This window comes from Nitratireductor luteus (assembly GCF_026162365.1).
GTDB lineage: Bacteria > Pseudomonadota > Alphaproteobacteria > Rhizobiales > Rhizobiaceae > Chelativorans > Chelativorans luteus.
Genome location: NZ_JAOANW010000021.1, coordinates 21,551 through 45,630 on the forward strand (window position 1 = coordinate 21,551; position 24,080 = coordinate 45,630).

Annotated in this window: 19 protein-coding genes; 10 read left to right on the forward strand and 9 right to left on the reverse strand. The window is 62.2% G+C overall.

Going from position 1 to position 24,080, the window contains the following annotated elements; translation table 11 throughout:
* Window positions 1-136: 136 nt before the first annotated feature.
* The gene (locus N1058_RS22465; RefSeq protein ID WP_265519819.1) at window positions 137-1,051 is read right to left on the reverse strand and encodes a LysR family transcriptional regulator; all 915 of its coding nucleotides are present in this window, start codon (window positions 1,049-1,051) and stop codon (window positions 137-139) included.
* 210 nt (window positions 1,052-1,261) lie between these two features.
* On the opposite strand from N1058_RS22465, the gene N1058_RS22470 reads away from it, so the two are divergent.
* From N1058_RS22470 to lpdA, 8 genes are all read left to right on the forward strand, one after another.
* Window positions 1,262-2,071: an alpha/beta hydrolase fold domain-containing protein gene (locus tag N1058_RS22470; RefSeq protein WP_265519820.1), complete on the forward strand. Its 810-nt coding sequence runs from the start codon at window positions 1,262-1,264 to the stop codon at window positions 2,069-2,071.
* A 47-nt stretch (window positions 2,072-2,118) separates the two neighbouring features.
* Window positions 2,119-3,327: an efflux RND transporter periplasmic adaptor subunit gene (locus tag N1058_RS22475; protein WP_265519821.1), complete on the forward strand. Its 1,209-nt coding sequence runs from the start codon at window positions 2,119-2,121 to the stop codon at window positions 3,325-3,327.
* 104 nt (window positions 3,328-3,431) lie between these two features.
* Window positions 3,432-6,611 (forward strand): efflux RND transporter permease subunit, encoded by a 3,180-nt coding sequence (locus N1058_RS22480; protein WP_265519822.1) that lies wholly within the window; start codon window positions 3,432-3,434, stop codon window positions 6,609-6,611.
* 416 nt (window positions 6,612-7,027) lie between these two features.
* Window positions 7,028-7,603 carry a dihydrofolate reductase family protein gene (locus tag N1058_RS22485; RefSeq protein ID WP_265519823.1) on the forward strand — a complete coding sequence of 192 codons (576 nt, stop codon included), beginning with the start codon at window positions 7,028-7,030 and terminating at the stop codon, window positions 7,601-7,603.
* A gap of 256 nt (window positions 7,604-7,859) precedes the next feature.
* Window positions 7,860-9,116, forward strand: a complete 1,257-nt coding sequence (locus N1058_RS22490; protein WP_265519824.1) for a 3-methyl-2-oxobutanoate dehydrogenase (2-methylpropanoyl-transferring) subunit alpha — start codon at window positions 7,860-7,862, stop codon at window positions 9,114-9,116.
* 3 nt (window positions 9,117-9,119) lie between these two features.
* Entirely contained in the window at window positions 9,120-10,133 is a 1,014-nt protein-coding gene (locus N1058_RS22495; RefSeq protein ID WP_265519825.1) for an alpha-ketoacid dehydrogenase subunit beta, read from the forward strand.
* A gap of 1 nt (window position 10,134) precedes the next feature.
* Window positions 10,135-11,400, forward strand: coding sequence for a dihydrolipoamide acetyltransferase family protein (locus N1058_RS22500; RefSeq protein ID WP_265519826.1), 1,266 nt, complete (start codon window positions 10,135-10,137; stop codon window positions 11,398-11,400).
* 12 nt (window positions 11,401-11,412) lie between these two features.
* Window positions 11,413-12,810: a dihydrolipoyl dehydrogenase gene (gene lpdA, locus N1058_RS22505; protein ID WP_265519827.1), complete on the forward strand. Its 1,398-nt coding sequence runs from the start codon at window positions 11,413-11,415 to the stop codon at window positions 12,808-12,810.
* Window positions 12,811-13,100: 290 nt separating this feature from the next.
* On the opposite strand, the gene rsgA is transcribed toward lpdA, so the two are convergent.
* The 3 genes from rsgA to N1058_RS22520 all read right to left on the reverse strand — a co-directional run bounded on the left by rsgA (window position 13,101) and on the right by N1058_RS22520 (window position 17,397).
* Window positions 13,101-14,090, reverse strand: a complete 990-nt coding sequence (rsgA, locus tag N1058_RS22510) for a ribosome small subunit-dependent GTPase A (protein ID WP_420848032.1) — start codon at window positions 14,088-14,090, stop codon at window positions 13,101-13,103.
* A 171-nt stretch (window positions 14,091-14,261) separates the two neighbouring features.
* The gene (locus N1058_RS22515) at window positions 14,262-15,812 is read right to left on the reverse strand and encodes a phospholipase D-like domain-containing protein (RefSeq protein ID WP_265519829.1); all 1,551 of its coding nucleotides are present in this window, start codon (window positions 15,810-15,812) and stop codon (window positions 14,262-14,264) included.
* Window positions 15,813-16,587: 775 nt separating this feature from the next.
* Complete coding sequence (locus tag N1058_RS22520) at window positions 16,588-17,397, reverse strand: endonuclease/exonuclease/phosphatase family protein (protein WP_265519839.1); 810 nt, start codon at window positions 17,395-17,397, stop codon at window positions 16,588-16,590.
* Window positions 17,398-17,459: 62 nt separating this feature from the next.
* On the opposite strand from N1058_RS22520, the gene N1058_RS22525 reads away from it, so the two are divergent.
* Window positions 17,460-18,401 carry a lysylphosphatidylglycerol synthase domain-containing protein gene (locus N1058_RS22525; RefSeq protein ID WP_265519830.1) on the forward strand — a complete coding sequence of 314 codons (942 nt, stop codon included), beginning with the start codon at window positions 17,460-17,462 and terminating at the stop codon, window positions 18,399-18,401.
* Here N1058_RS22525 and N1058_RS22530 read toward each other — a convergent pair.
* The 5 genes from N1058_RS22530 to N1058_RS22550 all read right to left on the reverse strand — a co-directional run bounded on the left by N1058_RS22530 (window position 18,340) and on the right by N1058_RS22550 (window position 23,623).
* On the reverse strand, window positions 18,340-18,837 hold the full coding sequence (locus N1058_RS22530; protein ID WP_265519831.1) for a cytochrome ubiquinol oxidase subunit II family protein: 498 nt from the start codon (window positions 18,835-18,837) through the stop codon (window positions 18,340-18,342). The two genes, N1058_RS22525 and N1058_RS22530, sit on opposite strands and share 62 nt — an antisense overlap.
* A 30-nt stretch (window positions 18,838-18,867) precedes the next feature.
* On the reverse strand, window positions 18,868-19,446 hold the full coding sequence (locus N1058_RS22535; protein WP_265519832.1) for an HdeD family acid-resistance protein: 579 nt from the start codon (window positions 19,444-19,446) through the stop codon (window positions 18,868-18,870).
* Between the two features lie 24 nt (window positions 19,447-19,470).
* Window positions 19,471-20,694: a lipase family protein gene (locus N1058_RS22540; RefSeq protein ID WP_265519833.1), complete on the reverse strand. Its 1,224-nt coding sequence runs from the start codon at window positions 20,692-20,694 to the stop codon at window positions 19,471-19,473.
* Between the two features lie 369 nt (window positions 20,695-21,063).
* Window positions 21,064-21,876, reverse strand: coding sequence for a methyltransferase domain-containing protein (locus tag N1058_RS22545; protein WP_265519834.1), 813 nt, complete (start codon window positions 21,874-21,876; stop codon window positions 21,064-21,066).
* Between the two features lie 115 nt (window positions 21,877-21,991).
* Complete coding sequence (locus N1058_RS22550; protein WP_265519835.1) at window positions 21,992-23,623, reverse strand: LuxR family transcriptional regulator; 1,632 nt, start codon at window positions 23,621-23,623, stop codon at window positions 21,992-21,994.
* Window positions 23,624-23,834: 211 nt separating this feature from the next.
* On the opposite strand from N1058_RS22550, the gene N1058_RS22555 reads away from it, so the two are divergent.
* Window positions 23,835-24,080, forward strand: a 246-nt coding sequence (locus N1058_RS22555; RefSeq protein ID WP_265519836.1) for a hypothetical protein, incomplete at its 3' end; no start/stop codon positions are given.

Below are 24,080 nucleotides of genomic sequence, written 5' to 3' on the forward strand. Positions count from 1 at the left end.
CGGACTGCCGCAATGGGCGTTCGCCCACCCGTTGGTATCAAGCTGTGCCGAGCCGGGTGAGTTCCAACTCGAAGGCCGGACGATCAGAGATCAAGCCATCTGGAGTCGCTCCAATTCGAGAGCAAATACGGGCCGCCTAAGGCGGCCCGTCGATCCCGGAATTTGCGAGAAGGTTGGCTGTCCAATCCACAAACACCCGCAGCTTGTTGCTCAGGTGGCGGTTCGGCGGATAGACGACAAACAGCGGCATCGGGTCTCGCGTCCAGCCCGTCAGGACCGGCTGCAAGGTGCCGGCGGCAAAGGCATCCCTGACCATGAAGAGCGGCGCCTGGACGACGCCCATGCCGGCCTGCGCGGCGGTGATGTAGGTTATCGCCTCGTTGGTCGCGATGATATATCGCCCGTTCACCTCCACCTCTTCATGGCCGCGCCTGAAAAGGAAGGGCTGCTGGCGTCCGGTCTGCGCGCGGAAGAAGCTCACGACAAAGTGGTCCCTCTCCAGATCGAGGGGATGTTGCGGCGCGCCGAACCTTTCTAGGTATGAGGGCGCGGCGCATGTCACGAGACTGATGGCCGAAACGCGCCTGGCGATCAGGGATGGGTCGGTGAGCTCGCCAGCTCGGATGGCGCAGTCAACATTTTCTCCGAGTATGTCGATGGGCCGGTCCGATATGCCGAGATCGATCTGGATGTCGGGATAGCGATCACGAAAATCGCAGAGCGCAGGGATTAGAATCAGGTTTGCGATTGCGCCCGACATCTCGACGCGGAGCTTGCCGTTGGGCAGGCTCTGAGAGCTTGCCATGCTGCTGTCGAGCTCCTCGATCTCCGACAGAAGCCGGATGGCCCTTTCGTAATAAAGCGCCCCGTCGGGGGTTACGAGCACGCGGCGCGTGGTCCGGTTCAGGAGCTTGGTCCGCAGGTGCGCTTCCAGGCCCTGGATCAGTTTGGTGACTGTTGCCTTCGGGATGGCGAGAGAATCAGAGGCGCGGCTGAAATTGCCGGTCTCCACAACACGGACGAAGGTCCGCATGGCTGCAAGCTGATCCATGGTGCCCTCCTGTCTGCAGCTTTAGAGCTAATTATTCACACAGGTGAATAGTGAAGTCACAAATGCAGTACTTTTCACAAGGAAGAACAGTTACCATCTTCAGCACCGACGCGGTAGCCTGCGCCTTGTCCTGACAAGATGCTGTCAGGAGGAGTGTGCGATAGGACTGGCCATCTGCGCCGATGCAGTTTGCGAAAGAGCCTGAAGGTCATGAGCAGCGAGTGGACAGAGGAAGTGCTGGATGGCGACACTGGGCCCGTCCCGGTGCGTATCTATCGCGGCAGCGCGCACGCGGAAAAGCCGCCGCTCGTCCTGCATCTTTACGGCAGCACTTTTTTCGATGGGGCGTTTGCGAATGGGCAGGCGATAGCCACGCTGCTCGCCAGGGCGGGTGCGGTGGTCGTGGCGGCCGATTATTCCAAGGCGAACGAACATCCGTTCCCAAAAGCGCTCGAACTGTCGTTCAATCTCTTGGGCCGCCTGTGCAGCCTACGCTCGAAGCTGGCAGACAGGAAGTCCGCCCTTTATGTCGCCGGGGAAGAGGCGGGTGGCAATATTGCCGCCGGGCTTGCCCTGATGGCCCGCGACCAGCACTTGGGAGGGTTGCAGGGGCAGATCCTTCTCTCCCCGATGCTCGACCCGTGCATGGCGACGGGATCGTTCCGCGGGGCGGAAGCAAACCCCAAGAGCTGCCGCTGGGCGGAAGGCTGGAACCGCTATCTCGGGTTTGCAGCCAATGCCTGCCATCCCTATGCGGTGCCCGCCTATTGCGAGCGCCTCGCCGGCGTCGCTCCGGCTCTCGTCCTGACCGCTGAAGACGATCCGCTGCGCGACGAAGGCATCGCGTATGCAAAGCGCCTGCGGAGGGCGGGCGTGAAGGTGCGCCAAGAGGTGTTGACCGGCCCGACCGGGTGGCCTGCAGCCTATTCGAAATGCCGGGATACCAAACCGGAATGGGGGGAGAGAGTTCGCGGCTTCTTTGCCGAGTTTTTCCAGGAAACAGGAGCTTTTTCCCACTAGCGACCCTTTCAACCTGATCCGGCCGGGTGCCGTCAAGGAGATCATCAATGAAGAAGAATGCTCGCCGGCTCCTCTGGGGCGCCGGACTGACCCTTATTGTCTCGATTTCAGGCGCCACGCTCGTGGCTAATCTTCGGCAGGACGCACAGGCCGATACCGCGGCACCCGCGCCGATACAGGCCACGCCCGTTTCCGTTGCTGTGGTGGAGCCGCGCGAACTGATGACCTGGGAGGAATTTTCGGGGCGCCTCGAAGCGGTGGACCGAGTCGAAGTGCGCTCGCGGGTGGCGGGCGCCATCGAGATGGTGCATTTCCGCGAAGGCGCCCTCGTCAAAGAGGGCGACCTCCTTGTCTCCATCGACCCAGCACCCTATGCCGCTGCGGTCGCGCAGGCGGAAGCCCTGGCCGCCGCCGCGAAGGCACGGGTGGACCTGACCCGGCTCGAACTCGAACGCGGCCGCAAGCTCGCCGAGAACCGCACCGTCTCACAGAGCGACCTCGACCAGAGGCTTAGCGCCTATCACGAGGCGGAGGCGAGCGTGAGATCGGCCGAGGCCGCGCTGCAGGCCGCACAGCTTGATCTCGGCTATACCGAGATCCGCGCGCCAATTTCCGGCCGCGCCGGCAAGCTAGAGATCACGGCGGGCAATCTGGTCGCCGCGGGGGCCGGCTCGCCGGTGCTGACAAGTCTCGTTTCGGTCGACCCGATCTATGCGAGCTTCAGCGTAGGCGAGGAGTTCGTCACGCGCGCCCTGGCCGAGCTTCCGACCGCTTCCTCCGGCGCATTCGCCGTCGAGCGGATCCCGGTGGAGATCAGCACAACGAACGGCGAGCCGATCCGGGGCAAGCTCCAGTTCGTGGACAACGCGGTCGACACGGCAAGCGGCACCATCCGCGTCAGGGCCATCTTCGAGAATCCGGAGGGCCGCCTGATACCGGGACAGTTCGTCCGAGTGCGTCTCGGACAGCCGAACCCGCGGCCCGAGCTCGTCATCAGCGAGCGCGCCGTCGGCACCGACCAGGACAAGAAGTTCGTCTTCGTGGTCGATGGCGAAAACAAGATCGTCTACCGGCAGGTGACGCTCGGCCCATCGGCCGAGGGCCTGCGCATCGTGGAAGATGGGCTCGATGCCGGCGAGCGCATCGTCGTCAACGGCGTGCAGCGAATCCGTCCCGGCGCGCTCGTCGATCCCCAGCCCGTGGCCATGTCGCCCGCCGAACAGACGGTGGCCGGCGCGGAGACGGCGCTGCAGTAACCCAGGGGAGGCAGGGCTGCCTCCCTCATTGCTCCAATGAAAATCGGGGGTGGCCTTGCCGGCCATCCGCCGGTGCTGGTTCCGCGTCGTGAAAGGGCGGCAAGATGAATATTTCCCAATTTTTTGTTGACCGCCCGGTCTTTGCAGGCGTGCTTTCGGTACTCATCCTGGTCGCAGGCTTGCTTGGTCTCAGGGCACTGCCGATCTCCGAATACCCGGAAGTCGTGCCGCCCTCCATCGTCGTGCGTGCGCAATATCCAGGCGCCGGCCCCAAGGTGATCGCCGAAACGGTAGCGACCCCCATCGAGGAGGCCATCAACGGCGTCGAGGACATGCTTTACATGTCGAGCCAGGGCACGACAGATGGCGTGATGACGCTGACCGTCACCTTCAAGCTCGGCACCGATCCCGACAAGGCACAGCAACTCGTCCAGAACCGCGTCTCCCAGGCGGAGCCGCGGCTGCCGGAGGAGGTGCGGCGTCTCGGCATCACAACGGTGAAGAGCTCGCCCGATCTCACCATGGTCGTGCACCTGCTTTCCCCGAACGATCGTTACGACATCACTTATCTGCGCAACTACGCTGTGCTGAACGTGAAGGACCGGTTGGCGCGCATTGAGGGCGTCGGCCAGGTGCAGGTTTTCGGTTCGGGCGACTATTCCATGCGCGTCTGGCTCGACCCGCAGAAGATTGCCGAGCGCGGGCTTTCGGCAAGCGAGGTGGTGCAGGCGATCCGCGAGCAGAACATACAGGCGGCCGCCGGGGTCGTGGGCGCTTCGCCAAGCGTGCCGGGCGTCGACCTGCAGCTTTCCATCAACGCGCAGGGCCGGCTCCAGACAGAGGAGGAATTCGGCGACATCATCGTCAAGACGGGAACTGCCGGCGAGATCACCCGGCTGCGCGATATCGCCCGCATCGAGCTCGGCTCGGCCGAATATGCGCTGCGCTCGCTTCTGGACAACAAGCAGGCCGTCGCCATCGGCATCTTTCAGGCCCCGAATTCCAACGCGATCCAGATATCCGACGACATTCAGTCGGTGATGGACGAGTTGCAGCAGGTCATGCCGGAAGGCGTGGAATATCGCATCGTCTACGACACAACCCAGTTCGTCCGCGCTTCGATCGACGCCGTCGTACATACACTGCTCGAAGCCATTGCGCTCGTGGTGTTGGTTGTCATCGTCTTCCTGCAGACTTGGCGCGCCTCGATCATCCCGCTGGTCGCGGTGCCTGTCTCGATTATCGGTACCTTTGCGGTGCTGTATATCTTCGGCTTCTCTATCAACGCGCTCAGCCTCTTCGGCCTGGTGCTGGCCATCGGCATCGTGGTCGATGACGCTATTGTCGTGGTCGAGAATGTCGAGCGCAATATCGAGGAGGGCCTGTCGCCGCGCGACGCCACCTATCGCGCCATGAGGGAGGTCTCCGGCCCGATCGTCGCCATCGCCATGGTTCTGGTGGCCGTGTTCGTGCCGCTCGCATTCATCTCGGGGCTCACCGGCCAGTTCTATCGGCAGTTCGCGCTCACCATCGCGATCTCCACCGTCATCTCGGCCTTCAACTCGCTGACGCTTTCGCCGGCGCTGGCGGCCATGCTTCTGCGGGGCCACGATGCGCCGAAGGATTGGCTCACGCGGCTCATCGACCGCCTCTTCGGCTGGTTCTTCCGCGGCTTCAACCGTGCCTTCGGTGCAAGCTCCAGCGCCTATAGCGGCGGCGTCGGGCGCATCCTGTCGCGCAAGACACTGATCATGGGCCTTTATCTGGTTCTGGTGGGCGCGACGGTGTTCGTCTTCAACAAGGTGCCCGGCGGCTTCGTGCCGGCGCAGGACAAGCAGTATCTGGTCGGCTTCGCGCAACTGCCTGACGGGGCGACGCTGGATCGCACGGAGGACGTGATCCGGCGCATGAGCGATATCGCCCTCGAGCAGCCGGGCGTGGAGAGCGCCATCGCCTTTCCCGGCCTGTCGATCAACGGCTTCACCAACAGCTCCAACGCGGGAATCGTCTTCCTCTCGCTGGATCCTTTCGAAGAGCGGACGACGCCGGAATTATCCGGCGGCGCCATTGCCATGCAGCTCAACCAGCAATTCGGCGGCATACAGGAGGCATTTATCGCCATGTTCCCGCCGCCACCTGTGCAGGGCCTCGGCACCATCGGCGGCTTCAAGCTGCAGATCGAGGACCGCATCGGCCTGGGCTACGAGGCGCTGGACGAAGCGACCAGGGCGTTCCTCACCGAAGCCTATCAAGCGCCGGAGCTGGCAGGGCTGTTCTCGAGCTATCAGATCAACGTTCCGCAGCTTTATGCCGATCTCGACCGCGCCAAGGCACATCAGCTGGGCGTCGCCGTGACCGATGTCTTCGATACGCTGCAGATCTATCTGGGTTCGCTCTATGTCAACGACTTCAACCAGTTCGGCCGCACCTATTCCGTGCGCGTGCAGGCGGATGCCGATTTCCGCAGCCATGCGGAGGACATCGGCCGGCTCGAAGTCAGGTCGCGTTCCGGCGAGATGATCCCACTTTCCACCTTGCTCGACGTGCAGCAGAGCTCCGGTCCCGAGCGGGCGATGCGCTACAACGGCTTCCTGAGCGCCGACATCAATGGCGGGCCGGCGCCCGGCTATTCGTCCGGCGAGGCGGAAGCCGCCGTGGAGCGGATCGCGGCGGAGACCCTGCCGCTCGGTATCAGCTTCGAGTGGACCGATCTCACCTATCAGCAGATCTTGGCGGGCAATTCGGGTGTGATCATCTTCCCGCTGGCACTGCTGCTGGTGTTCCTGGTGCTTGCGGCGCTCTATGAAAGCCTGGCATTGCCGCTGGCCATCATCATGATCGTGCCTATGGGCATCCTGTCTGCTCTGACAGGCGTGTGGCTGACCGGTGGCGACAACAACATTTTCACCCAGATCGGCCTCATCGTGCTCGTTGGGCTCTCCGCCAAGAACGCGATTCTCATCGTCGAGTTCGCGCGGGAGCTCGAATTCGCCGGGCTGACGCCAAAGGAGGCGGCCGTAGAGGCGGCGAGGCTGCGCCTGCGGCCAATCCTAATGACCTCGCTGGCCTTCATCATGGGCGTGGTGCCGCTGGTGCTTTCAACCGGTGCGGGCGCGGAGATGCGGAATGCCATGGGCATCGCGGTCTTTGCCGGCATGATCGGCGTGACCGCCTTCGGCATCTTCCTGACGCCGGTCTTCTACGTGCTCCTGCGCGCGCTCACGGGCAACAAGCCGCTGAAGCAAACCGGAGAGGGCACGATACCCATTGCCGGCCAAACTTGATGTCGGCATTCCCGGCGACGCATCCGCTTTGACCCCGGCGTCGAGACTCACGGATCAGGGATGGTAAGATCATGCCATGCTGGTCTTCTCGGTGACGGAAAGGATGGTCGCCGGCCCACTGCTGACATTCCAGCCGTCATATCGTGCGGCATTCGCGTTTTTATCGCTGCGATTGTCGTGTCGACGCTTGGCTGATCGTCCTCGGCGTACCAGACCAACGGCCAGAGACTTGCGGGTCTGGTGAGATGCAACGAGCGGAAAAACTATTTCATGCTGAAGAGCGGACGGCCGACTCCACCTTCGTCGACAAGATCTGGCGTGCGCGGAGTGTTCCGTCCAAGGCATTCATCCCGGTTGCCGCAAGGTCACCGGGAGATGGTTCCGGTATGGGAACCTGGACATCAAAGGAGACCCAAATGCCGCGTAATCTGGTAGTGAGCGTCTACAGCTCTCTCGACGGTGTCGTTCAGGACCCTGTCGGCATGGAAAATTCCGGCCTTGGCAACTGGGTGGGGCCTTTCAGCCGTGGCGCCGAGGGTGATTACATCATGCACAAGGAGCTTCGGGCGGCCGACATCGTATTATTGGGCCGCACCACTTATGAGGGGTTTGCCCCGGTGTGGCCCACCATCGATGATCCAGCGGGCTTCGCACGCAAGCTGAACGCCATGCGCAAGTACGTGGCCTCGAACACGCTCAAGGAGGCGACCTGGACAAATACAACCGTCCTTTACGGCGACGTGGTCAGCGCGGTCCGCGATATCAAAGCTGAGAACGGCGGAGACATTGTCGTCTATGGCAGCGTGGGCCTCGTCCATTCTCTTCTGCCTCACGGCCTTGTCGACAAGGTACACATGCTGATCTATCCGACCGTGCTCGGACGCGGCACCCGACTCTTTCCGGCCGGGTACGCTTCGGCCTTCGAACTCGGAGATCTAAGGCGCCTGGAGTCTGGCATTGTCCACGCCGAATATCTTCCGAACACTGCGTGAGATGCGTCAACGAAGTGCAACTGCGGCGGAATAGATTAGAGTGCATGTAAAGGCGGCAGCGGTCCTCCGCTACCATCCAATGAAATCGATATCTGGGTCTAAAATCTTGGGGCGCTACCGCCGTTCCCACGAAACGCCCGGCTCGCGCGGCACTCGTTGAGTGGATGGCAACGAAGCGTTATCAAAATTTGTGCGGACCTTTTCGGAAGCCTTTATGCCATAAAGCGCTAGAATAAGTGGCATAGGAGGAACTGTGATGGCATCCGATCCGAAATCGAAAGCCGCCTCGCCCGCGCCACTTCGCCTTCATGTTCCCGAACCGGAAGTGCGGCCCGGTGACATGCCCGATTTCTCGAAAGTCGAGATCCCGAAGGCCGGATCGGTCGAGCGTCCGCCGATTGACGCCGATCCCGAGTCGATCCGCAAGCTGGCTTTCTCGATTATTCGCGTCCTCAACCGGAAGGGCGAGGCCGTGGGCCCTTGGGCCGGTTCGCTAACGGACGAGGAACTCGTTCAGGGCCTGCGCCATATGATGACGCTGCGCGCTTTCGACGCGCGCATGCAGATGGCCCAACGGCAGGGCAAGACCTCCTTTTACATGCAGCATCTCGGCGAGGAGGCTGTGAGCTGCGCCTTCCGCAAGGCGCTCGAACCCGGCGACATGAATTTTCCGACCTATCGGCAGGCGGGCCTGCTGATTGCCAACGGCTATCCGATGGTCGACATGATGAACCAGATCTACTCCAACGAGCTCGATCCCCTGCACGGACGGCAGCTCCCGGTCCTGTATTCTTCCAAGGAGCATGGGTTCTTCACGGTTTCGGGCAACCTTGCCACGCAATTCGTTCAGGCGGTCGGCTGGGCGATGGCCTCGGCGATCAGCGGCGACACGCGCATCGCCGCAGGCTGGATCGGAGATGGCTCCACGGCCGAATCCGACTTCCATTCCGCGCTCGTCTTCGCCTCGACCTACAAGGCGCCGGTCGTCCTCAACGTCGTCAACAACCAGTGGGCGATCTCCACTTTCCAAGGCATCGCGCGCGGCGGCGCGGGCACCTTTGCCGCACGCGGCCTGGGCTTCGGCATTCCAGCCTTGCGAGTGGACGGCAACGACTATCTAGCTGTGCACGCCGTGGGGAAATGGGCAATCGAGCGGGCGCGCAGCAACCTCGGCCCGACCCTGGTGGAGTATGTCACATACCGAACCGGGGCGCATTCGACCTCCGATGATCCGTCCGCTTACCGACCAAAAGCGGAGTCCGATGCCTGGCCGCTCGGCGATCCCGTCATCCGTCTCAAGAACCACCTGACCGTCCGGGGCGCCTGGTCGGAAGAACGCCACAACCAGGCGGAAGCGGAGATCCTGGACGAGGTCATCAGCGCCCAGAAGGAAGCGGAAAAACACGGCACGCTGCATACAGGCGGCAGGCCTTCCGCGCGCGACATCTTCGAGGGGCTTTACGAGGAGATGCCTCCCCATCTGAGACGTCAGCGCCAGCAGGCGGGAGTCTGAGCCATGCCGCGCAAGACGATGATCGAAGCGATCAACGATGCCATGGACGTGTCAATGAAACGGGACGAGCGCGTCGTGGTCTTTGGTGAGGATGTCGGCTATTTCGGCGGCGTTTTCCGCTGCACCGCCGGGCTGCAGGCCAAATACGGCAGGTCGCGCTGTTTCGATACCCCGGTCAGCGAGTCCGGCATCGTCGGCACGGCCATCGGCATGGCCGCCTATGGTTTGAGGCCTTGCGTCGAAATTCAGTTTGCGGACTATATGTATCCTGCCTACGACCAGTTGACGCAGGAGGCGGCGCGGCTGCGATACCGCTCCAATGGAGACTTCACCTGCCCGATCGTCGTGCGCATGCCGACCGGCGGCGGCATATTCGGCGGACAGACCCACAGCCAGAGCCCCGAAGCCCTCTTTACTCACGTTTCGGGCTTGAAGACGGTCGTGCCGTCGAACCCGGCGGATGCCAAAGGCCTGCTGGTCGCGGCCATCGAAGACCCCGATCCGGTTATCTTCCTCGAGCCGAAGCGCCTCTATAATGGCCCTTTCGACGGCCATCATGAAAAGCCGGTCATCCCCTGGTCGAAACATGAGCTTGGAGAGGTCGCACCAGACCATTATACGGTCCCGCTTGGCAAGGCAGCGGTCCGCCGGGAAGGTTCCGCCCTCACGATTCTTGCCTATGGAACCATGGTCTATGTGGCCTTGGCTGCAGCGGAGGAGACCGGGATAGACGCCGAGGTGATCGACCTGCGCACCCTGCTGCCGCTCGACCTGGAAGCCATTGTCGAGTCGGTGAAAAAGACCGGACGCTGCGTCGTCATCCACGAGGCGACGATGACCTCCGGCTTCGGCGCCGAGCTTGTTGCACTGGTGCAGGAGCACTGCTTCTATCACCTTGAGGCGCCGATTGCCCGCGTAGCCGGCTGGGACACGCCCTATCCGCACGCACAGGAATGGGACTATTTCCCAGGTCCGGCACGTGTCGGACGCGCTCTTGCCGAAACCATGGAGGCCTGAGATGGGCGAGTACGTCATCAAGCTTCCCGATGTCGGCGAAGGCGTGGCGGAAGCCGAGCTCGTGGAATGGCATGTGAAGGTCGGCGATTTGGTCCGCGAGGACACTGTCCTGGCTGCCGTCATGACCGACAAGGCCACGGTCGAGATCCCTTCTCCCTCCGATGGCGAGGTGATCTGGCTGGGTGCTGAAGTCGGCGACAGGGTGCCTATCGGCTCGCCCGTTGTGCGGCTGAAAATCGCCGGCGAAGGTAACGTCACGGAGAGCGAGGAGCCACGCCCTGCAGCGGGCAAAGCCGAACCAGAAGCAACGCCCGAGCGGACGAAAGCCGCATCGAAACCTGTCGGTATTCCAACAACTCGTGCGATTGCCGCACCAGCGGCAGTTCCAAGGCCCGAAGGCGAAAAGCCGATTGCCTCGCCCGCCGTCCGGCAGCGCGCGCGGGAAGCCGGCATAGACCTGCGTCAGGTGTCTGGCAGCGGTCCCGCCGGCCGCATCACCCATGAGGACATCGACGTCTTCCTGACGCGGGCGCCGCAAACAGCGCGAGCCGGTCTGGTACGCAAGACCTTGGTGGAGGACATCAAGATTGCGGGCCTGCGGCGCAGGATCGCGGAGAAGATGAGCCTCTCCAAATCGCGTATCCCGCACATAACCTATGTCGAAGAGGTTGACGTCACGACGCTCGAGGAACTTCGCGGATCGCTCAATAAGGACAAGCGCACCGATCGGCCCAGACTCACCCTGCTGCCCTTCCTCATGCGCGCCATGGTCAAGGCCATCGACGAGCAGCCGCAACTCAATGCCATCTTCGACGACGAGGCCGGCACCGTTCACCAGCATGGCGCCGTCCATATCGGCATCGCGACCCAGACCCGGAACGGCCTGATGGTCCCCGTGGTCAAGCATGCGGAGGCGCGCGATCTATGGGATTGCGCTGCGGAGGTGAACCGTCTGGCGGAAGCCGCGCGCGAGGGAACGGCGATGCGAGAGGAACTCTTCGGTTCGACCATCACGATCACGTCCCTGGGCGCGATGGGCGGCGTTGCCACAACGCCTGTCATCAATCATCCCGAAGTCGCTATTATCGGCGTCAACAAGATGATGATCAGGCCGTTGTGGGACGGCACGAATTTCGTGCCGCGCAAGGTGATGAACCTGTCCTCGTCCTTCGACCACCGCGTTATCGACGGGTGGGACGCCGCCGTCTTCGTTCAGCGCATCAAGGCGCTGCTCGAAACCCCCGCACTGATTTTCGTAGACGGTTAGGGACTGCGTGACATGAAAGAGATCTCCTGCAAGCTTCTCGTTATCGGGGCGGGACCTGGCGGCTATGTCTGCGCCATTCGCGCCGGACAGCTCGGCATCGACACTGCAATCGTCGAGGCTGGAAAGCTTGGCGGAACCTGCCTCAATGTTGGATGCATTCCTTCCAAGGCAATCATACATGCGGCCGAGGAATACGAGAGCGTCGCGCGTTTCGCTGCTGCAAAGAACCCTTTCGGCATTACGGCCGGCGCGCCTTCTCTTGATTTCCGCCAGACCCTGGAGTGGAAGGACGGCATTGTGAGCCGGCTGAACAGCGGCGTCGCCGGTCTCCTGAAGAAAGCGAAGGTCAAGACGGTTCCGGGCTGGGCCACTTTCCGCGACGGAAAAACGGTCGCTGTCGAGACGGAAACGGGAACCCAGTTGATCAGGGCCGAGACGGTCGTCATCGCCACCGGCTCCGCCCCTGTCGAGCTCCCGTTCCTAAAGTTTGGCGACACGGTCATTTCATCGACCGACGCGCTGGCGCTCGATGAAGTGCCGGCGCGCCTGGCCGTGGTCGGCGGCGGCTATATCGGCCTTGAGCTGGGTATCGCTTTCGCCAAGCTGGGTTCCAAGGTGACGGTGGTCGAGGCCCTGCCCCGAATCCTGGCCTCCTACGATGCCGAACTCACCCGTCCTGTCGCAAAGCGATTGGGTGAGCTCGGCATCGTGGCGATGACCGGCGCCAAGGCCAAGGGCCTTTCCGCCAAGGGAGACGCATTGCTTGTCGAGGACAGCGCGGGCAACGACCACAAGATCCCGGCGGACAAGGTCCTTGTGACCGTCGGGCGCAGACCGGTGACCGAAGGCTGGGGGCTGGAAGAGATCGACCTGACCATGGCCGGGCCGTTCATCCACATCGACGATCAATGCAGGACATCCATGCGCGGCGTATATGCCATCGGCGACGTGACGGGTGAGCCGATGCTGGCGCACCGTGCCATGGCACAAGGCGAAATGGTGGCGGAAATCGTCGCCGGTCACAAACGCGCCTGGGACAAGCGCTGCATCCCGGCGATTTGTTTCACCGACCCGGAAGTGGTCTCGGTGGGGCAATCGCCGGACGAAGCGAAATCGACAAATCCAGAAATCAAGGTTGGGCTGTTTCCCTTCCAGGCCAATGGCCGTGCCATGACCAAGGCCGACGAAGACGGCTTTATCAGGGTTGTCGCGCGCGCCGACAATCACGTGGTGCTGGGTGTACAGGCGGTCGGTAAGGGCGTTTCCGAACTGTCTACCGCCTTCGGGCTGGCAATCGAAATGGGCGCGAGGCTGGAAGACGTTGCCGGCACGATCCACGCACATCCCACCCAGGGCGAGGGATTCCAAGAAGCCGCGCTGAAAGCGCTTGGGCACGCGCTGCACATATAATACCTAGGTGCATGAATACCAGCCGATCAGATCGGCTTTACCGCAAGGCGAACGCCGGGATCGGCCCGCATCGTCATGGCCTTGGTTGACGCCCGCAGCGCCTGGAGCGGCTCAACCGCCTAAAGCGATCCGTCACAGACGAATGCCACATGGACGAAGCGGAGCGTGTTCGCTGCCTGTGGGCGACCTTAGAGCAGATCATCGTTTCACCGAACCGCTGTTCTACTCTATCTACTTGTTTTTACCGCATTTGTGCGACGTCGGGTGATTCCACCTGACTGCAAAATGCTCTAGCGGCGTCTAGCCCTGGGTGCGCCGGCGGCCGCGTTCTCGTCATGCAGCTTACGCCAACGTGAAAAGCGCGTGGGATCGATCTCCCCGCGCACGACAGCGGTGAGCACGGCGCAGTAAGGCTCGTGGGAGTGCGTGCAATTGCTGAACTTGCACTCGGACGCCAGTTCCGTAATCTCGGCGAACACCGCATCCAGGCCCTCTGCCATCTCGCCCAGATGCAACGTGCGGATCCCGGGGGCGTCGAGCACCCAGCCGCCGCCGGCGACCGGATGCAGAGAGCGTGCGGTGGTCGTGTGCCGCCCCTTGGAATCATGAGCGCGGATGGCACCGGTGAGTTGGACAGTGCCTGCGCCTTCGGCCGCCAGTGTGTTGACGAGGGTCGACTTTCCCACTCCAGAGGATCCGGTGAGGGCCACGGTCTTGCCCGCGCCAAACCAAGGCTGCAGCGCGGTGCGGGCATCAGGCCGGCGCGGGTCAGTCAGAACAACGGGCAGGTCGCGCGCCAGCGCGCTCGCCTGCGCGACAAAGGGCACGGCGTCCTCCGCCGTGTCGGCCTTGGTCAGAACGAGGACTGATGCGATCTCGGCCTGGCTTGCCATAGCCAGGTAGCGCTCGAGCCGGGACACGTTGAAATCGTCGTTGCAGGAGGTGACGATGAATAGCGTGTCGATATTTGCACCCGAAAGCTGGGTGCTGCCGTCGCTCATGCGCCGTGAGAGGAGCGACCTGCGCGCGAGCCGCCGCCGCACGACAAAATCGTGCGGTTCGGCAAGCACGAAGTCGCCCACCGCATAATCGCCGGTGCCGCTATTGGCCGGCAGAGCGAGATCGACCAGGCCGTTGGCGGAATGTCCGCTCATTCGCTCGCGATGGATATGAGCGATACGCACGGGCACGAGGTAGGCTTCTTCTTCATCGAGCTGATCGCCAAAGAAGGAAGACCAGCCTAACCCGATGAGTTCTGCCTCGCGCGTCTGTTCGGTCAATACCATTTCCCTTGTTCAAGCCCGCCGGATGCGCTTTCTGCAGCGCGTGATGAGGGCCGCTGGCACCACAACGCAATCTCTAGCACAGCGAAAGAGTCCCCGTTGGCAGAAATCGGATTCCGCGGCGCGGCCTGCATGCGGCTTCATGCCCGCATCCTCGCCCCAGAGAATTTACTGCACCGATCCGAAAAGCCGGGATGCGCAAGCACGGAGCCAGCGTCGCACGCGCCGCAGCGGCTGGTAGGGCGCGGGTGGGTCAAACATCTCCGTGCCGAGCAATGGAGTCGTCTTGCCGCTCTTCACGTTTACAAGAAGACAGCTCAATTTGCGTGCGCGAGTGTTGAGCTTATCTGCAGCAGCAAGCATGGAGCCGCTCCTGGAGATTTCGCGTGCGACGGTATCTGCGTCGCTTTGCATATGTTCCGCGAGAAGCCGGTTCCTCAGGCCCACGATTGCGGCTCTCTGTTGATCGTTTCCAGCCTCGAAGGCGATGTCGCACTCCGTATCGAGCCCTTCTGAGCGATTGTTGAGGTTCGAGGAACCGATACGCAAGAACGTGTCGTCGACGATGATGACCTTGGAGTGAACGAGGATTTCCGTCCTGCTTCCATCGGCACTTTCCGTCGTGGGGTACATCACGCGCAGGCGATTGTGGACATCTGCCCGCCGCAGCCGACGTATCAACCGGTTACGATTGTGAGCCATCACAAACTGTTCGAAGATGCCGTGCGAACGTTTGGTCAGGATGATCAGAATTTCGGGTCCATCCGGCTTCCGCAGGCACCGGGACAATTGTTCAGCCACCTTGAATGAAGCTAGATATTGCGTCTCGATGTAGAGATGCCGTCGGGCCGCCGCCAGCGCGTCAAGCGCGAGTGACGCAGCCTCATGACGGCCGGGCCAGCGGAAACCTGCAGGACGCGTCCGGGCTATCGCCACGTCGCAATCGAATAGGTCGGGCTTGAGCCGCTGCGGCCACGGCAGCGGCTTTTCCATCTTGCCCGCGGCAACGGACTTGCCGGTCGCGGCACGCCATCGCGTGGCTGCAATCTCGGATATCGCACCCGCTGCCGCGCCAGACACCATGGCCTGGACGTCGTGCACGGGCGCATAATTTTCTCCCGATGGCTTTTCCCTTCGATGCCAGTTCGGACGATGGCTCGAACTGTCCCAGCGCCCGGCGGTCAGGTCTATCCCCCCGACGAATGCTACCGCATCGTCAACGCAAACGATCTTCTGGTGGTGGGAGGCCCGCAGCGGGTGTCTGCTGTCGAAATTCAGGAAAATTCGCGGATGGTCCGCCCATTCGTGGTCTCGGAAGACCTTCAACGTCTTCCCGGAATAGAGAGGACCCAAAGCCCAGATCAGTATGCGAATATCGAGTGTGCTGCATTCCTCGACAAGGTTGCGCAGGAACGAGCCGAGGGTCGGGCAGTCGGAACCGGGAGCAAGCTTGATCCACGGGTTGAAATCCCAGCCGATGATCCAGATACGCTCCCGCGCCATTGGAAGCGTCCGGGCCAGCGCGCCATAGTAGGCTTCTCCGTCGACAAGGAACGCGGAGAATCTGCTTTTTTCAACTCTCCAGCAGTTCTCGCCCGGGCGGGCAATTCGCATTCGACGTGTGCCGATGGAACTCTGCTCCTCCACATTCGTCACAGCAAGGCATACGCGATCAGCAGCATTATCACCACGGCGGCAAGCAGTGCCCAGATCTGCCATCGCTTCATCCTGCGAAACGTGAAGGACTCGCGAGCGAACTTATCGTCTTCCTGCCTCATCAGAGAACCTATGTGCTTCAGTCTGGGTTATAGACCTGAAAGATAAACGAGCGGGCACAGGAAAAGTTTCAAGTGCGCCGTTCGTGTCGATGCCGGAACGAGGGCTGCCTGCTAGAACCGGTTGGCTATCGGCCTTCACGGTAGAGCTTGCGTGTCCGCTCATCCCGCTTGGCTTTCTCCTCCCGGGACAATCGGCGGCGTCTCAGGAGCGCGTATATGATGGCCAAGGCGAGCACGAGCGGTCCGCCCGCAACTGCAAAGAACCATAAATATTCAGATGCCGTCATCGCTTAGCTCCTCGAGTTGTGTTTGGAGCGCACTTTGACAGATCGTTTTGCAGGCGCTTTTTTCGATCCTGTCGATCTCGTTTCCGGCCGGCCAGCCAGACGGTTGCGCCTGCGACGTATCCATTGCGGGAACAATTCTGCAAGAAGACTTGATACAAACCTGCGCATTGGCTCACCTGACGTTCAGAGAGTCTAACGGTTTTCTCCGCTAAAATGTTTCCGAAAACGATCGCCTACGGTTTGGAAACTGTGGCCCACACCTCCGTGGCAGCAGGAGTTGCGAAGGCGATAACCGCGCCTGGCCCTACAATGGCGAGCAGGCGGGCGGTCGTATTATATGTCCGCTCGGAAGCGGGCCCGATTCCATACTCCGCTTCCGAAATGTGAGGAAACGCACGACGACAGGCATTGCGCCCGCTGTCGACGCAATCACCACCCGAGCTTGTGGATTCTGGCGGCCCCGGCGCTTTCCTTTTTACGGTCATCGCGCAATTCCAGGGTTGCCACGACGGGCAGATGGTCTGAAGCCATTCTTGGCGAGCTGCCGGTAAGCACCTCGGTACCGCGTGAAACGAGCCCGTTGCGGACGAAGACGTGGTCGATCCTGAACAGCGGCCACCGCGCCGGGAACGTGGCGCGCCGCCTGCCTTGCCCGACGGGCTGGGCGTCCCGAAACGATCGCGTTACGAGGCGATAGAGAGGGGAGCGCGGTCCGGCATTGAAATCGCCGAGGAAGATCGTCGGCAGATCCCTGATTTCGGGCTGCTCCAGCCAGTCAGGCCCTAGCAGCGTTTCGATCTGTCTCATCCGCTCGCGACGTCTGAGACCCAAATGCGTGTTTGCGACGAGCAGGTCCTTGCGGCCCATCCTCACCTTCGCCAGCAGCGCCCCGCGGGGCTCGCCGACCGACGGGAGAGGCCCCGCTTTCAGCACCTCCAGCGGCAGCCTCGTCAAAATCGCGTCGCCGTATTTCTCCTCGCCCAGATGCAGGGCCGGGTGAAAATAGGATTGGACCTCGAGCGCATGTGCGATCATCCGCGCCTGATCGTCGCCTCCCGACCGCTGTCGACCTACGTCCACTTCCTGCAAGGCGATGATGTCGGCGTCGGCTTTGGCAATGACCGAGGCGATGCGTGCCGGATCCACGCGCCGGTCGACTCCGCGGCAACTATGCACATTGTATGTCAGCACCCGGACAGTGGCTACAGCGTCGGTTTGGCGGGGTGTATCGGCGGGCATGCTCCAGGAACCACCGAAAGCCTTCGAACGTTCCGCCATTATTGCCCCTCGCGGATCATACGATGTCCTATCGCAAAGCCCTCCTCAGTCTGGTCGTTTTGATCATCGCCTGTGTCGCGCTCTATTTTCTTTACCGGGCGATCGACCGGTACGGCTTCGATCGGGTGATCGAGGCGCTCACGTCGCTGCCCACGGCAAGCCTTGCCGCTGCGACGGGCTTCGCCGTGGCCTCCTATTTGTGTCTTGCCGGTTTCGACTATCTCGGCGTGCGGTATGTCGGCAAGCCTCTGCCCTACCGCAAGACGGCGCTTGCCTCCTTCGTCGCGCTCTCCATCGGCCACAATGTCGGTGTCTCCGGTCTTAGCAGCGGAGCGATCCGCTATCATTACTACTCCCGCTGGGGCCTTTCCGTTGCCGATGTTGCAAGGATGATCGTTTTTTCCGGGGTTACCGTTGCTATCGGGCTTTCGGAGATCATCGGGCTCGGAATCTTGTTCTATCCATCCGATACCGAAAGTTTCATTGCCATGCAGCGCTCCACCGCGGTGCTGCTCGCCTGTGTCTGCGTGGCCTGGCCTTGGGCCTATGTCGGCACAGCCGCTTTCGTGCGCGGGAAAATCTGCATATGGCGCTGGCACCTGTTCTTCCCGCGGCCCGTGCTGGCTCTTTGGCAGATCGCCTTGGGGACCGTCAACTTCGCCCTCGTCGCCGCCTGTCTGCATCAGCTCGTCAACGGGCTCGCGGAGACACCTTACGCCCAAGTCGTCGCGGTCTATGCGCTTGGCCAGAGCGCCGGATTACTTAGCCACGTTCCGGGAGGTTTGGGCGTTCTCGAAGCGACGGTCCTGTACCTGCTGCCGGGGGCAACTTCACTGGCCGCCCTGATCGCGTTTCGGGTCGTTTATTTCTTCATACCACTGTTGGCCGGCATTGCCCTGTTTCTCACGACCGGAGCTTACGAGGGAGTGAAGCTGCATCGGCAAACGAAAAGCCGGACGCCGTAGGCTCTGCCCGTGATTGAGGCACCGCCTTGCGTATCAGGCCCAATACAGGATCGGCATGGCAGTCGCCGCCATCAGCAGCGCCACGGCTTAGGAAGACGCCCAATGCCACCACGATGGCCACCGGCACCAGCCAAACCACGGCGTCGACCGGCACGGAATAGGACCAGTCGGGCCTGTAGCGCCCTCTCCCCCCGGACGCGCGGTAGCGCCAGGCAAAAATGAAGGCCATGACGAACACCGGGACTATAACGATCAACATCACCAAGGCGGCGGTGAAAAGGAGATCGCGTTCGGCCAGCGCCACGGGCCCTTTCGGGTCCAGGATGGGTGCGCGGCTGAGGCTGCAGCCGCCGACCAGCAAAAATACGAAGCATAACAGGGCATGCCGCCCTGCCCGGGCCACCACGCCAAGCACGCCCCCCTTACCGCTTGCCACCGTGCATCCCCCGTTTAGATCGTCATTCCTTCAGGCCTGGCGGCCTGCCGCGCGCGCCAGGAAGAAGAAGGCGAAACCCGAAGAGATCATGTTGATGCCGGTCAGGAGCCCTATCGCCCAGCCGGCGGAACTCGGCAACTCCGCGAAGATGAGGGCTCCGACGACGAGGGCTACGATGCCCGAGAGCAGCATCCACACCCAGCCCTCGTGATCGCGAATGCGAAACGCCATGACCGTCTCTATGCCGCCCTGAACGAGAAAGGCCGCCGAGAGAAGGATTGTGAGCGTGACGATGCCGGAAACCGGCGCAAGGGCCAGCCATCCGCCGGCCAGCACATAGACGACGCCGATCAGCAGGCTGAGCAGGAATCCGCCCCATTTCTTCACCGAGAAGGTGTGGACGATCTGCGCGATTCCGCCGATGAATATAAGCCAGCCGATGAAGACCGTGACCGCTATTCCGGTGACGAAGGGGAAAAGGATGGCGAGCGCGCCAAGCACGATAAGCAGAACGCCGAGCATCGTGAACCATTTCCGGTTCTCCACCAGCGCAGCCCGCATCTGTTCGGGAAGCCTATCGGAAGGCGTTGGCGTTGTGTCGATTGTCATGGAGACCCCCTCGTGAGTTACAGGTTAGGTATTGGCACCGGCAGCCAGTTTCGGCAATTTGGCGCAATTGTCCGGCGCCCGCGTTCCCGCGAAGCGTTCCGCAAGCCAGACGGCGGCTTGATCAGCGCTTTTCGCCCCAATCAGGTCATGTGTCACGCCCTCCTGCCAGTCTAGGTAAACGGCAAGGCCCTTGCGGCAGACAGCCTGAGCATAATCGACGGTGAGTTGTGGATCGACAATCGTGTCGGCCGAGCCCTGGGCCAGGAAAAGCGGGACACCGCCCGTGTCAGGAGCGGGCGTGTTTTCGGCTATCAGTGATTTCCACGGCTCGGTCGTCGTCAGGTCGGCTTTCAGGAAACCGTGCTGCAGCACGCGTTCGCGCAGCCCTACCACAATGCCTTGGAGCCGGCTTTCTATACATCCGGCCGCAACCCTGTCGACCGCATGCTTGGCCGAAGGAATCAAAACCGCGTCCAGCGGTGCGCCGTAAAACCGATTCCACGACCACAGCGAGAAGGAGGTTAGAACCTTGCCCGCCTTGAGCGCCATATCGTCATGCAGCAGCGTGGCGAGACTGGTCGCCGGTGCCGCCGCGGCTACGCCCACCAGCCGCAGGTCGGGTGCATAGGCCTTTGCCAGTTGCCCGGTGAAGAGCGCAGCATGCCCGCCTTGCGAATGGCCCCACACGGCGAACGCCCTTCCCGCATTCGCCTCGGGGAGGTTCGCCGCCGCGCGAACCGAATCCAGAACCGAGCGCCCTTCGCTGGCGCCGACCAGATAGGGGTGCGGACCGGGCGTTCCAAGTCCCGGATAGTCGGTTGCCGCGACCACAAAGCCATGGTCGAGAAAAGCCTTGAGCCCGGCAATCCTCTCAACGGGGTTCCGGAACAACGAGGGAGCGCATTGAGTGGCGACCCCGGTGGTGGGATGCGCCCAGGCAACGACCGGTCTCGGATCCTTTCCGGTGCTGTCGTTCGGGGCGTAGACCGTGCCGGAAACGGCTATCGGCGTGCCGTCGGGTGCTGCGGAACGATAGAGGATGCGCCATGCCTGCGCGCCTTCCGGGGCTCCGGCCAGCGGTTCGACACGCAGTATCTTGCCAGAGGCATCCGCGAGCGATCGGTCCCATTGATAGAAGGCGCCTGGGGCGATCGGCTGTATCGCGCATGAGGTGAGCGCTGCCAGGAAAACCGCTGCGGTCGCAATCTTGAACGACCGAAGTCCGAAAGCCCACCTTTTCGCCGCCATTCATCCTCTCCTGTGGTGGCAATCGGAAAATTTCCACGCGGGAACATCTCATCGTGACGATGCCCCTCTATTCCTGAACAGCTTACACGATTCGCAAACACCGCTTTGCTATTGTCCGCCCTTTCCGCTATCGAAGCGACATCCGCGGCCGAAACGTCCTTTGCCCGCCTTCCCCAGCACGCCCGCATCCACGTCGCCAGGTCAGCCGCTGTCCGGTCGCGCGCTTTGCAAGCCCTACCCCCGTACATCGCCGAAACGGTCGCGAATAATTCGCGGCGGCTATATCTCCCGTCTTCTGGAGCGCCGCCGCGCATGAGGGTCGTCGCCGAAACGTCTCGATCTCCCGCATCTACTTCAGTGCGGTCGCTGTTACTTCAGTGCGGTCGCTGTCGTCATGCCCACCTGAAGAGACAGGAAGTCATCCTCCACGAACTCCTTCCATCGCTCGCAGACCTCGCGCTGCAGTGCGGCGCGCGTGGCCTCGTCGGCCTGAGTCGCCGGCTCGGCGAGCGGCGTGCTGTGGATGTATTGCCACAGGAAGTCGGCTGGCGCCGGGAGACGAAGGTTTTTGGGCTTTGCCTCGACATCGGCATTGCCGAAGCCGGCGCTGCGCATGAGTTCCTTGATCTCGTCGATATCGTGCATCGAGAACACGAGATCGCCAAACGCTGCGGCTTCCTGGCTGAGGTGGCGGGCCAGTGCATCGGTCATGATCGCGAACAGGGGCGGCTTGGGTCCTGGCACGCTGATGACGGCCCGTCCACCCCGCTCCAGAACGCGCCGCATCTCGCGCAGAGCCGTGAGTTTGCCGGAGACGAACTGAAGGCCCATCTGGCAAAGCACCACATCGAATGCGTTGTCCGGGAACGGCAGCGACTCGGCGTTCGCTTCCCGCCAATCGATCGACAAGTGCGGCGGAGTTGCCGACCGGGCGACCGCCAGCATTCCCGGATTTATGTCGAGGCCGGTCACGGAGCCGGTGGCACCGACGCGCTCCGCCGCCAGCCGTGTTACCACTCCCGTGCCGCACGCGATGTCGAGCACGCGCTCACCCGGTTGAAGATCGGCGATGGCGATGAGATCGTCGGCCACAGGGGCGCCGATGGCCGGCACAAAGAAGCGCTGATAGTTCTCGGCAGCGGTGCCCTTATAGCTCTTACCATAGACATGATGCTGGTTCACTGTTTCCTCCCTTTGTTGGAACAGCCGATATCCTACGAGGGAGGGAATGCACCGCGCATCGCTTGAATTCACCACGCCGTGTCTGTGGTCATATGGTCAGAATTGACCACCCGGATCAGACGAGCTTGTGCTTGTGGGCGAACGCGCTGGCCGCGGTCCGGGACGAAGCGCCAAGCTTGTCAAAGATGTTGCTCAGATGACGGGCAACGGTGTGCTCGCTGATGCCCAGCGCAGCGGCGATTTGCCGGTTGGTCTCACCGGAAGCCACGAGTGAAAGCACCTCGCGTTCGCGGTGCGTCAGTGCGCCGAACGGACAGGCACCGCCGGTGGCCGTCAGCCGTTCGAGTTCTGCCAGGTCGGGCGCAGCACCCAGCTGTTCGAAAACGGCGCGCGCGGCCTCTAAGTGCATGCGCGCCGTCTCGCGGTCTTCGAGCCGGTGACAGACCTGCCCGATGAGAGCCCGCACGCGCGCAGATTCGTAAGGCGTCTCAAGTTCCTGCCAGATCGCCCATGCCTCGCGCAGAAGGGCGAGGGACGCTTTCATCTTGCCTTCTGCCAACAGAACAGCTCCGGTGGCCTGGGTGGAGGTTGCCAAAAGGCTCGGCGCGTCGATGCCCGCGGCGATCCGCGACAGTTCGTCGGCGGCCGCGCGTGCGGTTCCGAGATCGCCGGTGGCAATCAGTATCTCGACATATGGGCCGAGCAGCTTGACGCGCGAGGAAACAGCGCTGGCGGAATCGGCAACGCTGCGGATCAAGGCAGCGGCAGCGATGGGCTTGCCCTCGGCCAGCCGAAGCAGCGACATGCCCGGCTGCGGTTCACATCCGTACCGGCCGGCCTCGCGGTACATCTCGTCGGCTTGCGCAAACTCTCCACGCAGACGGTGAAGTTCGCCCTGCTGATAGCAGGCTCGTCCGACGACGGCTTCCGACCTTCCGGCAAGATGGTCGCGGGCTTTCATCGCCTCAGCGAGAGCGCCCTCCCAGTCGCCATCCAATTGCAGTATCTCGGATCGATGTACCAGACACTGGCCGCGGTAGGGCACCAGATCCGGCTGGGAGGCGCACCAGGCGTCGAGTTGTCTGGTCCATTCGCGCGCCCGGCGGAGATCGAAGACGCTTTGGCAGGTCAGGATGACGGCGCAATAGACGATTCCGGTCAGCATCGGCGATACCTCTCTCGCCGCAACCGCCACCATCGCCTCGTCGAGCCGGGCTACGCCCTCGGCGCTCTTTTTTGACCGGATCAGGCTCTGGCCGCGGCCGAGCAGTCCTAGCGCCAGCAAGTCGGGATCTCCGAACTGTTCGGCAAGCGCGACGGCGTGATGGAATCTGGCGCCGGCGCTCTCTATGTCTCCCTTGCCCATGGCTAGCAGGCCGGACACGATCAGCCCGTATCCCTGCTCGACGCACGCCTCGCGATCCTTGAGCACCCGCTCCGAACGGGCGAGCCAGCCAGTGGCCTGGGCCACCTCCCCGGCGAGAAGCATGTGAAGACTGAGCCAGAACCCCCAGCGTGCGGCGCGCTCCACGTGACCCCGATCGATGAGATCGTGATGCACACGTGTCCAGATGGTGGCTGCGTGAGCATCTTCTCCGACCAGATATGCCGCCGTCGCAAACCGTTCCAGGTCAGCCGGTCCAAGGGCTGACTGGCGATCCGCGACGGAAAGCTGCTCGTACGCCTCTCTCCATTTCTGTCGGGCGAACGCCTCTCGCCCGTGAACGATCGAGGGGGTCTGTGCCATGCTCCCCTGTATCACAATCCGGTCCGGAATGGACCCCAGCGAGAACACGGCAACCGTAGCCGGAGACAAATCGGGACGTCAGAAGGCCTGGCAGGAGAGTTATACTTTACCCAGTAGCGTTCTTGACCAAAGGAAGCCGCGGCTCTGCCAGCAATTCGATTCCAGGATTGACCGTCAAGCCCATCAGCAAATGCACGCGATCGGAAGGTTCTTGACTGCGATTGACAGCGCGATGCTCGACGTCGACCCGCACCAGCCAAGCGGAGCCATCGGCGGGAAGATGTACACTTTCAATGCTGCCGTCATCAAGTTTCCATTCGAAGAGACAATTGGAGGTCTCGAACTACCGTCGTTTTTGATGCCGAAACCGCCAAAGCGGACCCGAGCCACCGAGTTCGGTTGTTTGGCGTGGGTTTCGCGCCCTTATCGGGCTCATGATTGGTCGATTTCGGCGTAT

Coding starts and splice junctions, on each gene's coding strand:
- N1058_RS22485 (WP_265519823.1), top strand. CDS start 7,028: ATGCCGCGTAATCTGGTAGTGAGCGTCTACAGCTCTCTCGACGGTGTC.
- N1058_RS22470 (WP_265519820.1), top strand. CDS start 1,262: ATGAGCAGCGAGTGGACAGAGGAAGTGCTGGATGGCGACACTGGGCCC.
- N1058_RS22465 (WP_265519819.1), bottom strand. CDS start 1,051: ATGGATCAGCTTGCAGCCATGCGGACCTTCGTCCGTGTTGTGGAGACC.
- N1058_RS22540 (WP_265519833.1), bottom strand. CDS start 20,694: ATGGCGGCGAAAAGGTGGGCTTTCGGACTTCGGTCGTTCAAGATTGCG.
- N1058_RS22550 (WP_265519835.1), bottom strand. CDS start 23,623: ATGGCACAGACCCCCTCGATCGTTCACGGGCGAGAGGCGTTCGCCCGA.
- N1058_RS22495 (WP_265519825.1), top strand. CDS start 9,120: ATGCCGCGCAAGACGATGATCGAAGCGATCAACGATGCCATGGACGTG.
- N1058_RS22475 (WP_265519821.1), top strand. CDS start 2,119: ATGAAGAAGAATGCTCGCCGGCTCCTCTGGGGCGCCGGACTGACCCTT.
- N1058_RS22515 (WP_265519829.1), bottom strand. CDS start 15,812: ATGGCAGATCTGGGCACTGCTTGCCGCCGTGGTGATAATGCTGCTGAT.
- N1058_RS22535 (WP_265519832.1), bottom strand. CDS start 19,446: ATGACAATCGACACAACGCCAACGCCTTCCGATAGGCTTCCCGAACAG.
- N1058_RS22520 (WP_265519839.1), bottom strand. CDS start 17,397: ATGCCCGCCGATACACCCCGCCAAACCGACGCTGTAGCCACTGTCCGG.
- N1058_RS22480 (WP_265519822.1), top strand. CDS start 3,432: ATGAATATTTCCCAATTTTTTGTTGACCGCCCGGTCTTTGCAGGCGTG.
- lpdA (WP_265519827.1), top strand. CDS start 11,413: ATGAAAGAGATCTCCTGCAAGCTTCTCGTTATCGGGGCGGGACCTGGC.
- N1058_RS22525 (WP_265519830.1), top strand. CDS start 17,460: ATGTCCTATCGCAAAGCCCTCCTCAGTCTGGTCGTTTTGATCATCGCC.
- N1058_RS22500 (WP_265519826.1), top strand. CDS start 10,135: ATGGGCGAGTACGTCATCAAGCTTCCCGATGTCGGCGAAGGCGTGGCG.
- N1058_RS22490 (WP_265519824.1), top strand. CDS start 7,860: ATGGCATCCGATCCGAAATCGAAAGCCGCCTCGCCCGCGCCACTTCGC.